Here is a 14,582-nt window from a genome sequence, read left to right as displayed (position 1 = left end):
ACAGTCCTCTCTATTACAGCCAAACTAGGCTTTGTTACGCATTAAAGGAACATTACCGCATGATAATGTCCCTTTATTATACCATATTATTTCTCTGTTTTCACAGCCGCTTTGTTAGCTTTTTGTGAATTTATATGAATGAGCCTGAACAGCTTATCAAGATTTTCCTTATCAGTGGTCATGCTTCCGATATGTGTCATAGTCTCATTATACAGACCGTGGAAGTCAGAGCCGCCAGTCACTATCAGGTCATGTTCCTCTGCGATATCCACAAGCTTCTGCTGTTGAGTTGGAGTAGCAGAGTGATGATAAGCTTCAATTCCGTCAAGCTTGCCTGCCTCGATAAGTTCAAGAAGCAGCTCGGTGTTGTTGAACATAACAGGGTGTGCCATAACAGCAATGCCCTTTGCGGAGTGGATAAGATCAAGCACAAAGTTTACGTCAGGATATTCACGGGTCACAAGACATTCGCCGTTTGGATATGCAAAAAGCTTGTCGTTCACAGAGCCGTAAAGCTCAGTGGCATAGCCGTAATTTACCAATGCTCTCATGATATGCTGTTTAAAAATGCTCTTTGAGCTTTTCGTGTAGTGCAGTACAGCATCGGCAGGAATAGGATATCTTGCCATTACCTTTTCTATCATTTCCTTTGCACAGTCTTTTCTTATCTGGCATGACTTCAGGCAAAGACCTTCCAGCCTGTCAGGTTTCTGCGGTGCATAGCAAAGAATGTGTACTTTTGAATTGCGCTTCTTGTCCCATGCGGAAAGCTCTACCGCAGGAATGACCTTGACCCCATAACGTTCACCAAGTATTTGCGCTCTGCTTGATGATGAAAGAGTGTCATGGTCTGTTATCGCAAGAAAGTCAAGTCCCATTCTTTTTGCCTGAACAATGACCTCTTCTATACCAAGCGAGCCGTCAGACAGTGTTGTGTGACAATGCAGATCTCCTGTCATACCTTTGTTCCTCCAAATCTATAAAATATATCTGTCATTTTCTGTATATATAGTACAGCCGTTAAATTTGACTAAATAATTATAACATATTTTATATACATTTGCAAGCACTTTTGAACAATTTACACAAAATTTGTAGGAAAATTATATTATTTTGTCGTATATGACAAATCCACAGTGTCGAAATAGTGCGATTTAACGAAATATCAGAGCTTATATCCGAAGAATTTTTCGCAAAACCATACGTCTTTAACCTGAAAGCTCTTGCCGTTCAGATATTCAAGTATACCTGCGTCGGTGGTGAATTTAAAGGTAAGCTTGTACGAATAAAGTGCCTGCGTTTTCACATTGTATGCACGGTTGACTTTATTTATTCCGTATTTGCCGTCACCGAGAAGTGGATAGCCGATGTGAGCAAGGTGAGCCCTTATCTGATGCGTTCTGCCTGTGACAAGGTCAACTTCGAGAAGTGCAAGGTCATCAGCCTTGTTTTCCGCAAGCACACGATAAGAGGTTATCATAGTGCGACTGCCCTCAAATTTCTTGTCAGACACCCTGACGGTCTTTGTCGCCTCGTCCTTCTGATGATAAGCCATGAGCCGAGCAGACTTTTCCTTCGGTATGCCAACGGTCACGCAAAGATAAAGCTTTTCAAGTTCTCTGTCTTTAACTTTCTGATTAAGCACACGCAAACTTTCAGCATTTTTCGCACATATTACAATGCCGCCTGTGTTGCGGTCTATCCTGTTGCAAAGGGCAGGAGCAAAAGACAGCTCCTCCTCAGGACGATATTCGCCTTTTTTATAAAGATAGTGCTGTATCCTGTTTATGAGCGTGTCCGCAGAACCGCTTTCGTCCTCATGCACCACAAGTCCGCACTTTTTGTCGCAAAGGATAATATTCTCGTCCTCGTAAATAATATTCAAAGACGTTGGCGCACTGAGAAAAGCAGGTCTGTCAGCAATTTCGCCCTCGAAAAATTCGTCATTGATGTAAAGCTGCATAACGTCACCGCAAGCAAGCCGTGTGGATATCTCACAGCGTTTGCCGTTGACCTTGATACGCTTTAGGCGCAGATATTTGTACAGCAGATTTTTAGGCAGCTTCGGCACAGCCTTTGTGAGAAACTTGTCAACACGCTGACCTGCGTCATTTTGATTTATGGTAAATTCTCTCATGCCATACCTCAGAGCTTCACACGAGCGGAGAATCCTCCGTCAATAAGCTCGTCAAGACCCGTGCTGTCAGCACCGCTTTCACGGAGAAGCAGAAGAATTTCTGACATATCGCAGGCTTTGCCTTTACGGCGGGATATCTCCTCTTCACATTTGATAGCATATTGTAAAGGCTTTTTGTCAGCAGGGAAGTTCACATCTGAGCCTTGAGCGATGAGCCATTTGATGAAATCAACACTTCGCTTGTCAGGCTTGAGAACACCATCCTGCTCCACGAGGTCTGCACTTTCGATCGCAGTGAGCAGGAAAGTAAGCCCGTTGCTGTCAGTGTCGTTGTAATCCACATCATCAGAGATGAACAAGAATTTAAGCTCTTCCAGTTCACGCTTTGAGAGGGTGTAGTTGTATTCGTCATATGATCTATTCATGTTACGTCCTCCTGAAATTATTACTATAGTGATATTATAACCTAAAGTGTGGGAGAATGCAAGAGGGGAGCGGTATTAAGTGAGGAGTGAGGAGTGAGGAGTGAGGAATGAGGAGTGAGAAATGAGGAATGAGCAAAGCTGACCAAAGTTGTGCCCCCTGCACCGAGCGTAGCGATTTTGCGGCATGACAAACTCTCCCGAATAATCTGTAGGGGCGAACACCGTTCGCCCGTGCTCAGGATTTGCTGTAAATTCAGAATTGTCGGGGTGAATTTTTTGCTGCCGAACCTTGTTGTTACCGTGGGTTTGTTTCTTCGACGGGCGAACAGCGTTCGCCCCTACACATACATCGAGCTGATACCGCAGGTTGAGTAACAATACCAGTCCGAAAAATCGTACATATACGCAAATTCAAAAAATATTGATAAAAAAGCCTTTACAATTAAAAATAAATGTAATATAATAAGTAAAACAACTGTTCGATTGAGGAGGCATTTATGGATAAGTTTCAGCTTGTTTCAGATTATAAACTTTCAGGCGATCAGCCCGAAGCAGTGGACGCTCTGGTAAAGGGCATCGAAAGCGGCATGAGAGAACAGACCCTTATGGGCGTTACTGGTTCAGGCAAGACCTTTACTATGGCAAACGTTATTGCTAGGATAAACCGTCCGACGCTTGTGCTTGCCCATAATAAGATACTTGCCGCTCAGCTTTGCTCTGAGTTCAAGGAGTTTTTTCCGAACAATGCCGTGGAATATTTCGTGTCCTACTATGACTATTATCAGCCTGAAGCCTATGTGCCTAGCAAGGACGTTTATATCGAAAAGGACAGCTCCGTTAATGACGAGATAGATAAGCTCCGACATTCCGCTACCTCCGCTATCGCTGAACGCCGTGACGTTATTATCGTTGCCAGCGTTTCTTGTATCTACTCCCTTGGCGACCCTGAGGAGTATAAGTCCATGGTGGTGTCTATACGTCGTGGTATGGAGAAATCCCGTGACAGACTTATCGCTGACCTTGTGGGTATCCAGTATGAGCGTAACGATATAAATTTTGTGAGAAACAAGTTTCGTGTCAGGGGAGATGTGGTGGAGATATTCCCTGCAAATTCTACTGATACAGCTATCAGAGTGGAGTTCTTCGGAGATGAGATAGACCGTATCACTGAAATAAACGTGGTGACTGGCGAGGTGCTTTGCTCACTTGCCCATGCGGCGATATTCCCTGCTTCTCATTATATCGTCAGCCGTGATAAAATGCACGACGCTATCGAAGAGATAAAGCAGGAGCTTGACGAGCGTATCAAATATTTCAAAGACAACGATATGCTTATCGAGGCTCAGCGTATTGCACAGCGCACCAACTATGATATTGAGATGTTGGAGGAGATAGGCTTTTGCAGCGGTATCGAGAATTATTCCCGTGTGCTTGCAAGACGTCCCGCAGGCTCTACGCCATTTACTCTGCTTGACTTTCTGCCTGATGATTTTGTGCTTTTCGTGGACGAATCGCACGTTTCTCTGCCGCAGGTGAGAGGTATGTATGCAGGCGACAGGGCAAGAAAGCAGACACTTGTTGACTATGGCTTCCGTCTGCCCTCAGCAATGGACAACAGACCGCTGACCTTTGATGAGTTTTATTCTCATATCAATCAGGCGGTGTTCGTGTCCGCCACCCCGGGACCTATCGAGCAGGAAAAGTCACAGCAGATAGTGGAGCAGGTCATAAGACCGACAGGTCTGCTTGACCCTGAGATAATCGTAAAGCCGACTGAGGGTCAGATAGAGGACTTGCTCAGCGAGATAAATATGCGCACAGCTAAAAATCAGCGTGTGCTTGTTACTACTCTTACAAAGAAAATGGCAGAAGATCTCACAAATTATCTCAAGAGCTTTGATGTCAAGGTAAGATATATGCACCACGATATAGACACTATCGAGCGAATGGAGATAATCCGTGACCTACGTCTGGGCGAGTTCGATGTGCTTGTTGGCATCAACCTGCTGAGAGAGGGTCTTGACTTGCCAGAGGTAACTCTTGTGGCTATACTTGATGCCGATAAGGAGGGCTTTCTGCGTTCTGAAAGTGCACTTATACAAACCATAGGCAGAGCCGCTCGAAATGCCGAGGGCAAGGTAATAATGTATGCCGACACGGTGACACGCTCAATGGAAAAGGCTATCACCGAAACGGAACGCCGCCGTGCGATACAGATGAAGTTCAACGAAGAACACGGCATAGTTCCGAAAACTATAGTCAAGGATATAAGAGATGTAATAGAAATATCCACCAAGGAAGAGGTGGAATACGAGGCAAGGCAGAAAACAAAGCTTTCAAAGCAGGAAACTGCAAAGCTCATAGAAAAGCTCACAAAGGAAATGAAAGAGGCGGCAAAGCTGCTTGAATTTGAGCACGCCGCATTCCTGCGTGATAAGATAGCGGAGTTAAAGGGTGAGAAGAAATGACAGAGCTTTATTTATCCGATTTGATGAAGCTTGGCGGTATCGACCCTGACGAAGCAGTGCTTATAAGGCACTCTGTCGGCGACATAGCATTTGCAAAATGCTATGAAAACGGCTCTGAGAGCATTGAACAGTATACACGCCTGCAAGCGGAGCATTTTTCTGACGGCTTTAAATATTGGCTGGTTTTCATTGGCGAAAAGGGCAGAGGTGCTAGATTTTTCGGGGCTTATACAGTAAAAGGCAAACACCCTGCCACGCCTGATAATATGCCCACAGGTTTTCCTGTGCCTGAGATGTTTGAAAGAAACGTTTATCAATATGACCTAGAAGCAAACGATTTTCTTTCGGATTATCAGGGAAGATTAGTCATAGATTGGGGCAACGCCGCAGTTGCATGGCACCAAAAAGCCACAAACCCTAAGAAAATAATAGCTGTGAACTCACAAGATTTTGTGGGCTATGATAACTTGATATTGAGCTTTGGACAGCTTAAAGATATTGTTGAAAAGCCTAATGTCTATGATAAATACATCTCAGCCCTGAGTGCTGTAAAAGCTGTTTATCTTATCGCTGACCGAAAAACAGGCAAGCAATATATAGGCTCTGCCACAGGTTCTGACGGACTTTTCGGTAGGTGGAAAGAGTATGTAAAAACTTTTCACGGCGGAAACAGCGGTATAAGAGATTATCTTGCGATATCATCAGATAGCTACAAAGATTTTCAGTTTTCCATTCTTCAGATATTTTCAATGAATGAGTGCAAAGAGAAAATACTGAATTGTGAAGCCTTGTGGAAAAATAAACTTCTGACCAAAGATTTTGGTCTAAATGACAATTAGTGAGAAAATGTAGTGGCGAACACCGTTCGCCCACCTGCATACCAATATGTGATTTTTCAATACCAAAAGGAGAGTAAAGTTAATAATGCCAATTAACGAGATAGTTATAAAAGGTGCAAGAGAGCATAATCTGAAAAATGTTGATGTTACCATACCGAGAGATAAGCTTGTTGTTATGACGGGTCTTTCGGGTTCGGGTAAATCTTCTCTTGCATTTGATACCATATACGCTGACGGACAAAGACGTTATGTTGAGTCGCTGTCATCTTATGCGAGAATGTTTTTGGGTCAAATGGATAAGCCTGATGTTGACAGCATAGAGGGGCTTTCCCCTGCTATATCTATTGACCAAAAGACCACCTCAAAAAACCCACGCTCTACTGTGGGTACTGTCACAGAGATATACGACTATCTCAGACTGCTTTATGCCCGTATAGGCGTGCCTCACTGTCCTGTCTGCGGAAGAGAGATACGTCAGCAGACTGTTGACCAGATAGTGGATAAGATAATGGAGCTTGACGAAGGTACAAAGATTCAGCTTTTAGCGCCTATCGTCAGAGGACGTAAGGGCGAGCATACAAAAGAGCTTGACCGTGCAAGAAAGTCAGGCTATGTCAGAGTGCGTATCGATGGCATAACCTATGACCTTTCGGAAGAGATAAAGATAGAAAAAAATAAAAAGCATACTATCGAGATAGTCGTTGACCGACTTGTTATCAAGGAGGGCATAAAGTCACGTCTTACCGACAGTATCGAAACTGTTTCTTCGCTTACAGGGGGACTTGTGGGCGTTGACGTTATCGGCGGAGAGGAAATGCTTTTCTCTCAGAATTATGCCTGCCCTGAGCATGGCGTTTCCATTGACGAGCTGACTCCGAGAATGTTCTCTTTCAACAATCCCTTCGGTGCTTGCGAAAAGTGTACTGGTCTTGGTGTGTTCAAAAAGATAGACCCTGAGCTTATTATCCCTAACAAAGACCTTTCCATAAGGCAGGGTGCGATAAAGGCAAGCGGCTGGAACAGCCTTGAAGAAGGCTCTATCGCAATGATGTATTTCAACGCTATCTCAGAAACTTACGGCATTTCCCTTGACGAGCCTGTTAAAAATCTCGACAAGGACGCTATAGACATTTTCCTTTATGGAACTCAAGGTCAGAAACTTCACCTAAAGCGTGGCAATAAGTTCTATAAGGCTGACTATCAGGCTGAATTTGAGGGCGTTATACCAAACCTTGAAAGACGTTATAAGGAATCCAACAGCGATTGGGCAAAGGCTGATATAGAAGCGTATATGAGCGATGAAAAGTGTCCTGCCTGCCATGGTGAAAGGCTTAAAAAAGAAAGCCTGAGCGTTACAGTTGGCGGAATAAATATCGCAGAGCTTTGTCATAAGTCGGTGGCAAAGGCACTGGAGTTTTTTGAAAACCTTGAGATAAGCGACCGTGACAAGCTTATCGGTGAGCAGATAATAAAAGAGATAAGGTCACGCCTTGGCTTTCTCAAAAGCGTTGGACTTGAATATCTCACCCTGTCACGTTCCGCAGGTACTCTCTCAGGCGGTGAGAGCCAGCGTATAAGGCTTGCAACGCAGATAGGCTCGTCACTTGTGGGCGTGCTGTATATACTTGACGAGCCGTCTATAGGACTTCATCAGCGTGACAATGACAAGCTTATCGCCACACTGAAAAGGCTTCGTGACCTTGGCAACACTCTCATAGTGGTCGAGCATGACGAGGACACCATGCGTGCGGCAGATTTCGTGGTTGACGTTGGACCGGGAGCAGGCATTCACGGCGGCGAGATAGTCTGCGCAGGAACTGTTGACGATATAATGAAGTGCAAGCGTTCCATTACAGGACAGTATCTCAGCGGTGCAAAGAAAATACCTGTCCCTGAAACACGCAGACAGGGCAACGGCAAGTATCTGAAAGTTATCGGTGCGACACAGAACAATCTGAAAAACATAGATGTTGAGATACCTCTCGGCACTTTCACCTGCGTAACAGGTGTGTCAGGTTCGGGCAAATCATCACTTGTGAACGAGATAATTTATAAGGAGCTTGCAGGCAGATTAAACCGTGCGAAAATACGCTCTGGAGCATTCAAGGAAATGCAGGGCATAGAGCATCTTGACAAGGTCATTGATATCGACCAGTCGCCAATAGGCAGAACGCCAAGGTCTAATCCTGCCACCTATACGGGAGTGTTCACCGATATCAGAGAACTTTTCGCTCAGACCGCTGACGCAAAGATGAAAGGCTACGGTGCAGGACGTTTCTCATTCAACGTCAAAGGCGGAAGATGTGAAGCCTGCGAGGGCGACGGAATAATCAAAATAGAAATGCACTTTTTGCCTGATGTGTATGTGCCGTGCGAAGTCTGCGGTGGTATGAGATATAACCGTGAAACGCTGGAAGTTAGATATAAGGGCAAGAACATCTATGACGTGCTTGAAATGACAGTGGAAGAGGGCGTTGAGTTTTTCAGCGCTATCCCTAAAATAAGCCGTAAGCTTGAGACCCTTTATGAAGTAGGCTTAGGCTATGTGAAGATAGGACAGGCGGCTACAACGCTTTCAGGCGGTGAAGCGCAGAGAGTTAAGCTTGCAACAGAGCTTTCAAAAAGAGCCACAGGCAGAACTATATATATCCTAGACGAGCCGACTACAGGACTTCATACTGCTGACGTGCATAAGCTTATAGAGGTATTGCAGAAGCTTGCAGACGGAGGAAATACAGTGCTTGTTATCGAACATAATCTTGATGTAATAAAGACCGCAGACCATATCATAGACTTAGGTCCTGAGGGCGGTGACGGCGGCGGAACTATCGTCTGCACAGGCACGCCTGAGGAAATTGCGGCTTGCGACAGGTCTTATACGGGACAGTATTTGAGGAAGATGCTGTAGGCAAGTTTAAGTGAGGAGTGAGGAATTGGCATAGCTGACCCTTGTGGCTCTTCAGTACGAGGTAAATGTATGCACCGAGTTTATTCTGCTATATGGTGCAGAGGGGTGCAGAAATGAAAAATACCAAACAAAATAATAATCAAAGCGGTGTCAGAGAAAAAACTTTGCACCGCTTTTTCTATCCTACAGCATAACGTAAACCCGCAAAGAGCGTAGCGATTTTGCGGCATGGCAAACCATAGTGCCAAAATGTAGGGGACGGCGCCCTCGACGTCCCGCTATCCCTCGCCTGCGGAATTATTGGCAAACGTCACAATAATGTATCCCGAATAATTCGGCATCAGGGGTGTGATAATCACAGCGTTGCCCCTCCATTTAGCAACCAAAAAAATCCCAATATCGAAGATATGACAGTTATGGTGTTATCTCTCCGAGCGGGACGTCGAGGGCGCCGTCCCCTACACATTATTTGAGCAAATACCGAATATACATATTTCGGTGATGAACTTGTTTAAGCTAAAAATCAAAAATACGACTTATGGAATTTCATTCAGCTTTTTCTTTGTTATAGCCCTCGTGACGATATGCTCTGCGACCCAAACGGAAAAATTGCTCATGACCCTTGTGTGCTGCGCACTCCACGAACTGGGTCATCTCGTACTCATGACCGCTTTCGGAAGCTCGCCGCAGGAAATTGTTGTCTATGGAGGCGGTATCCGCATTACTCCCGATAATAAACAGCTGTCTAAATACCACGAGCTTGCTGTGCTTTTCGGTGGTGCAGCAGTAAATTTTGCCCTCTGCCTGCTGTCATATATGGCAAATGGTGGTGGCTTTTTCTGTCAGGTAAACTTTCTGCTTGGTGCGCTGAACCTACTGCCCTTTCGCTATTTTGACGGCGGCAGGATACTCGCCTTGCTTGCCAATGGCAAGGTCTGCGAGTTTTTCAGAGCGGTATTTATTCTGCTTACAGCGGTGGCTATGATACATATGATACTCCACGGCACCGTAAGCATATCCTTCGCCGCAACTTTTTGTTTTATCGTCCTCTCAGAAGTCATATATTAACACTTTGCTTATTGCTTTTGTAATAAATTTTTGGTATAATAATATGAAATGCTTATGTATCTGTAGGGGCGAACAGTGTTCGCCAGTTTCACCTCACTTTGTGTATTGCTCTCGCTTTGCTGGGTGCGGTGAGATAGTACAGACATTCAATATCGGAGGATAAAACTTTGGAAGAACTGAAAAAGAAAATAGAAAAGCTGCTGCTTAAAGTGCAGCGTCCGTCAAGGTATATCGGCGGCGAGGTGGGCAGCGTGGTGAAGGATAAGGATAAGGTGGACGTGCGCTTTGCCTTCTGCTTTCCTGATACCTACGAGGTCGGTATGTCACACCTTGGCATGAAGATACTTTATGGTCTGAAAAATGCCCGTGAAAATTGGTGGTGCGAGCGTGTTTTTATGCCTGAAGAGGACTATAACAAGCTCATGCGTGAGAACGATATCCCTCTTTACGCACTGGAGAGCCTTGACCCTATAAAGGATTTCGACTTCATCGGCTTTACTCTCATGTATGAGCTTTCTTATAATAATGTATTGGAAATGCTCGACCTTGCAGGCGTGCCTGTGCTTGCTAAGGACAGAACTGAGCTTACGCCCCTTGTTATCGCAGGCGGTCCGTGTGCCTGCAACCCTGAGCCTATGGCTGACTTTTTCGACCTGTTCATTCTTGGCGAGGGTGAGGAAGTCAACGTGGAGCTTCTTGAACTTTACGAGAGAATGAAGCCTTTGAACCCTTCAAAGCAGGAGTTTCTAAGAGAAGCCGCAAAGCTGGAGGGTGTTTATGTTCCGTCTTTCTATGACGTTGATTACAATGATGACGGCACTGTAAAGTCTATCACGCCAAACGTTCCTGAGGCACCTGCCAGGGTCAAAAAGCGTGTTATAAAGGATTTTGATAAGGTATATTACCCTGAGGGCTTTGTTGTGCCGTTCACTCAGATAGTCCATGACAGAGCGGTGGTTGAGGTACTGAGAGGGTGCATAAGAGGCTGTCGATTCTGTCAGGCAGGCTTTATCTACCGACCTTTCAGAGAGAAAAGCATCGACACCATAAAGAACGAAACAAAGTCCCTTTGTGAGCAGACAGGCTATGAGGAGGTGTCCTTGTCGTCTTTGTCAACAAGCGACTATACAGAGATAAACAAGCTTTTGGAAAATCTTGTGGAATACACCGACGGCGAGCAGATAAACCTTTCACTGCCTTCGTTGAGAATAGATAATTTCAGCGAAGAGCTTTTGGAGAAAATAAAGTCCGTAAGAAAAAGCGGTCTGACCTTTGCTCCAGAAGCAGGCACACAACGGCTTCGTGACGTAATAAACAAGAACATCACCGAGGACGAGATAATGCGTACCTGTCGCACTGCCTTTGAGGGCGGTTACAGCACTGTAAAGCTTTATTTCATGCTTGGTCTGCCGGAGGAAACGCTGGAGGACGTTGAGGGTATCGCAAAGCTTGCGCAGAAAGTCCTTGACCTTTATTACGAAACACCAAAAGAAAAGCGTGGCAAGAGCGTGCAGATATCAGTTTCTACTGCAACATTCGTACCAAAGCCTTTTACTCCGTTTGAGTTCGAGCCACAGGCAACTCCCGAGGAGATAAAAGAGAAACAGGAACACCTTTTCAAAAGTCTTACAAGCCGCAAGATACGCCTTAGCACTCACCAATCCTATACATCTATATTGGAAGCGGTGCTTGCAAGGGGCGACAGACGTCTTGGAAAGGCGATATACACTGCATGGAAAAAGGGTTGCTATCTTGACGGCTGGGACGAGCATTTCAAGGCTGACAAGTGGCAGGAAGCATTTGAGGAGTGCGGGCTTGATACAAGCTTCTATGCTCACCGCAGACGTTCTTATGACGAGATAGCGCCATGGTCGCACCTTGATTATCTTGTGAGCCACGAGTTTTTCGTTCGTGAGAACAAGAAAGCACATCAGGCAGTGACTACACGAAACTGCAAAGAGGGCTGTTCAGGCTGTGGCATAAAATGCGAATACGGAGGTGTTTACTGTGGCAAACGCTGAGCCGAAGAATGTAAATCTCCGTTTGGAGAGATTTGAATACAGAGCGGTATTTTCAAAAACAGGCAGGGCGAAATACATTTCACATCTTGACCTTATGAGAGCCTTTCAGCGAGTGTTCAAAAGGGCGCACCTGCCAATATGGCACACTCAGGGTTTCAATCCTCATGTGTATATAATGTTCCCGCTTGCATTGCCCCTTGGCACTGACAGCAGGGTGGAGATAATGGACTTTGCTCTCACTGAGGATATCCCATACAACGAGGTCTTGGAGCGAATGAACGCACAAACGCCTGTTGGTCTGGAGATAGTGAGCGTTTCAAAGCCTGAGCATAAGCATACCGATATTACAGCGGCGGAGTATGTGGCAAGGCTGAAAACAGATAAGAGCGTACATGAAGTGGCGGAGCTTTTCGGCAAGTTCATAGCACTTGACAAGATAGAGATAGAAAAGCGAACCAAGAAAAAGACTATCAATCTTGTGGATATAAAGCCACATATCACAGTGCTTGACAGCAAAGAGCTAGAGGACAGCTTTGAGGTGACATTAAAGCTGCCCTGCGGAAGCTCATTCAATCTTAATGTGAACGTAGTCATAGACACGTTCTGTGAGCGTTATGGCATAGAAATATCGGAAATTTATACAGAACGTACAAAAATACTCATGGCAAACGGCGAAAATTTTATATAAATATCCTTGCAAAAGGTTTTGAGATGTGGTATAATATTAAAGCATTTGAATTACCGTCGGTTCTTCCGACGAGAGTTAATGCCACGCCTTTGAACGAAAGGCACGACATTAAAGCGGGCAGTCCTCTGGCTTTGCAGCGATAGCTGCCATAAAGCGAATGAATGTCTGAAAATATTAAGGAGGAATTTAAAGTGGACGCTTTAAAGCAGATTTCTAATTCAAGCCTTAAATCCGAGGCACCTGTTATCAATGTTGGTGATACAGTAAAGGTACACGTAAGAATTACAGAGGGTGACAAGTCCAGAATCCAGGTATTCGAGGGCACAGTTATCGCTAAGAAGCACGGTGGAATCCACGAGACATTCACAGTTCGTAGAGTAGCTCACGGCTGTGGAATCGAGAGAGTTTTCCCTGTTCATTCACCTGTAGTTGAAAAGGTAGAGGTTGTACGCAGCGGTAAGGTTCGCCGCGCTAAGCTCTATTATCTCCGTGACAGAGTTGGTAAGGCAGCTAAGGTCAAGGAAGCTATCAGATAATTCTTTCTATAAAAACGAGTCGGCTTTGGTCGGCTCTTTTTTTATAGTTAGGAGTGAGGAATTAAGGTACCGCCTGCGACAATGATTTTTATTGTCATATTGCATAAAATATCACCGCTTGATTTGTGCAAACAAATGATTTATCTTTTAATTTGGCAACATTTCTGCAATTGTTGCATTTTTTATGCAACAAAACGCCCTTTTTTCTGGATAAGTAGAGGGGGATAATTTCCTCTGCTTCACAGAGAAAGGACGATAAAAATGGCAAAGAATTTTCACACAGACAACAAAGCGTTCATGCTTTACAAAGACTGGGAGGACATTTTTCAGGCGCTTGACAGCAGCGAAGAGATAGGGGAGCTTGTCATGGCGCTGTTTGCTTATGCAAAGAGGGGAGAATCACCAAAGCTGTCAGGGGGAGCAAAGATAGCGTTTCTTATGATGAGGGCTGCTATCGAGCGTGACGGCATTGCATGGGAAGAGACGTGTGCTCAAAGGAGCGAGTGCGGTAAAAAGGGCGGCAGACCTAAAAAGTCTGATGAGTCAGGGAATACTGATGAAAAAGCTGAGCAGACAGCTGCATCAGCAGATAATGCAGAAGAAAAACCTCAGGGTATAAATGATACCGCAGAAAAACCAAAAGCTTTTTCACAAACCAAAAGGTTTTCAGAAAAAGCAAAAAAAGCTGATAAAGATATAGACATAGATAAAGACAAAGATACAGATATAGATATAGATACAGATAAAGATATAGATAAAGACAAAGATAAAGATAAAGCTATAGATAAAGAGAAAAAGAAAGACGCAGGGACAGCGGAGTCTGTCGTCAGGTCTTTCGGCACACACAAAAATATAATGCTCACATCAGAGCAGTATAACGAGCTTGAAAGCAGGTGTCGGTCTGTCGGTCTGTCTTTAGAGAGCTATATATCTAAATTATCTCAATGGCTGTTTACCAAGGGCAGGCACTGCACAGACCCATACCGCATAATCTCAGGCTGGCTTGACAATGATTCAAAGAGAAAGACTGCGGCAAAGCCCAAGAACAAACAAGGCTGCGATCTGTCGTGGTATGACGACTTTGCCATGAATGTTGATCTGTCAAAGTTCCTGTAGGGGGTGTTTTGCTGTACTTGCGATATCTGCACGATGTATGTGTAGGGGCGAACGCTGTTCGCCTGTCGAAGTAGCAAACCCTGATTATTACATTGTTCGGTAGATGTAATAACTATCCCACCGCATCTACAATTCAGAATTATGGCAAATTCTGAGCACGGGCGAACACTGTTCGCCCCTACAGATTATTCGGGAGAGTTTGTCATGCCGCAAAATCGCTACGCTCGGTGCTTGTGCACAACTCTGTTCAGCTATGCTCATTCCTCATTCCTCACTCCTCACTTAAACCCTCCGCTCCCCCTATCTCAAAGAAATTTTCCTTACTGTAGGTTTGTCAATCATATTGGACACTATTATTAAGAAATTCGATAGGCGA

11 protein-coding genes are annotated in these 14,582 nt (G+C 44.8%); 8 read left to right on the top strand and 3 right to left on the bottom strand.

All coding sequences use genetic code 11. The features are described 5' to 3' along the window. Positions 1-86 precede the first annotated feature (86 nt). The 3 genes from DWW81_RS09280 to DWW81_RS09270 all read right to left on the bottom strand — a co-directional run bounded on the left by DWW81_RS09280 (position 87) and on the right by DWW81_RS09270 (position 2,562). Positions 87-959 (bottom strand): PHP domain-containing protein, encoded by an 873-nt coding sequence (locus DWW81_RS09280; RefSeq protein ID WP_117897564.1) that lies wholly within the window; start codon positions 957-959, stop codon positions 87-89. 206 nt (positions 960-1,165) lie between these two features. Continuing rightward, positions 1,166-2,137, bottom strand: a complete 972-nt coding sequence (locus DWW81_RS09275; protein WP_117897563.1) for an RluA family pseudouridine synthase — start codon at positions 2,135-2,137, stop codon at positions 1,166-1,168. Between the two features lie 8 nt (positions 2,138-2,145). Further along, on the bottom strand, positions 2,146-2,562 hold the full coding sequence (locus DWW81_RS09270; protein WP_117897562.1) for a hypothetical protein: 417 nt from the start codon (positions 2,560-2,562) through the stop codon (positions 2,146-2,148). 497 nt (positions 2,563-3,059) lie between these two features. Between DWW81_RS09270 and uvrB the strand changes: the two genes are divergently transcribed. The 8 genes from uvrB to DWW81_RS13270 all read left to right on the top strand — a co-directional run bounded on the left by uvrB (position 3,060) and on the right by DWW81_RS13270 (position 14,206). Further along, entirely contained in the window at positions 3,060-5,030 is a 1,971-nt protein-coding gene (uvrB, locus tag DWW81_RS09265) for an excinuclease ABC subunit UvrB (RefSeq protein ID WP_117897561.1), read from the top strand. Next, the gene (locus DWW81_RS09260) at positions 5,027-5,869 is read left to right on the top strand and encodes a GIY-YIG nuclease family protein (protein WP_117897560.1); all 843 of its coding nucleotides are present in this window, start codon (positions 5,027-5,029) and stop codon (positions 5,867-5,869) included. Before uvrB ends, DWW81_RS09260 begins: the two co-directional genes overlap by 4 nt. An 85-nt stretch (positions 5,870-5,954) precedes the next feature. Further along, positions 5,955-8,777: an excinuclease ABC subunit UvrA gene (gene uvrA, locus DWW81_RS09255; protein WP_117897559.1), complete on the top strand. Its 2,823-nt coding sequence runs from the start codon at positions 5,955-5,957 to the stop codon at positions 8,775-8,777. Positions 8,778-9,278: 501 nt separating this feature from the next. Continuing rightward, on the top strand, positions 9,279-9,845 hold the full coding sequence (locus tag DWW81_RS09250) for a peptidase M50 (RefSeq protein WP_147339784.1): 567 nt from the start codon (positions 9,279-9,281) through the stop codon (positions 9,843-9,845). A gap of 167 nt (positions 9,846-10,012) precedes the next feature. Further along, positions 10,013-11,866, top strand: coding sequence for a TIGR03960 family B12-binding radical SAM protein (locus tag DWW81_RS09245; protein WP_117897557.1), 1,854 nt, complete (start codon positions 10,013-10,015; stop codon positions 11,864-11,866). Further along, positions 11,853-12,554, top strand: a complete 702-nt coding sequence (locus tag DWW81_RS09240) for a TIGR03936 family radical SAM-associated protein (protein WP_117897556.1) — start codon at positions 11,853-11,855, stop codon at positions 12,552-12,554. Before DWW81_RS09245 ends, DWW81_RS09240 begins: the two co-directional genes overlap by 14 nt. Positions 12,555-12,745: 191 nt before the next feature. Then, complete coding sequence (gene rplS, locus DWW81_RS09235; RefSeq protein ID WP_022286692.1) at positions 12,746-13,090, top strand: 50S ribosomal protein L19; 345 nt, start codon at positions 12,746-12,748, stop codon at positions 13,088-13,090. 261 nt (positions 13,091-13,351) lie between these two features. Further along, positions 13,352-14,206 carry a DUF6291 domain-containing protein gene (locus DWW81_RS13270; protein ID WP_181982716.1) on the top strand — a complete coding sequence of 285 codons (855 nt, stop codon included), beginning with the start codon at positions 13,352-13,354 and terminating at the stop codon, positions 14,204-14,206. Positions 14,207-14,582: the final 376 nt, after the last annotated feature.

The sequence above is a fragment of the Ruminococcus sp. AF17-1AC genome (assembly GCF_003461385.1).
Lineage (GTDB): Bacteria > Bacillota > Clostridia > Oscillospirales > Ruminococcaceae > Hominimerdicola > Hominimerdicola aceti.
Note: the sequence above shows the minus strand (reverse complement) of the source record. Positions and strands in the feature narration are given on the sequence as shown.

Excerpts from the sequence above, each read along its gene's own strand:
- uvrA (WP_117897559.1), top strand. The coding sequence starts at position 5,955 with ATGCCAATTAACGAGATAGTTATAAAAGGTGCAAGAGAGCATAATCTG.
- DWW81_RS09270 (WP_117897562.1), bottom strand. The coding sequence starts at position 2,562 with ATGAATAGATCATATGACGAATACAACTACACCCTCTCAAAGCGTGAA.
- DWW81_RS09260 (WP_117897560.1), top strand. The coding sequence starts at position 5,027 with ATGACAGAGCTTTATTTATCCGATTTGATGAAGCTTGGCGGTATCGAC.
- DWW81_RS09250 (WP_147339784.1), top strand. The coding sequence starts at position 9,279 with ATGAACTTGTTTAAGCTAAAAATCAAAAATACGACTTATGGAATTTCA.
- DWW81_RS09275 (WP_117897563.1), bottom strand. The coding sequence starts at position 2,137 with ATGAGAGAATTTACCATAAATCAAAATGACGCAGGTCAGCGTGTTGAC.
- uvrB (WP_117897561.1), top strand. The coding sequence starts at position 3,060 with ATGGATAAGTTTCAGCTTGTTTCAGATTATAAACTTTCAGGCGATCAG.
- DWW81_RS09280 (WP_117897564.1), bottom strand. The coding sequence starts at position 959 with ATGACAGGAGATCTGCATTGTCACACAACACTGTCTGACGGCTCGCTT.
- DWW81_RS13270 (WP_181982716.1), top strand. The coding sequence starts at position 13,352 with ATGGCAAAGAATTTTCACACAGACAACAAAGCGTTCATGCTTTACAAA.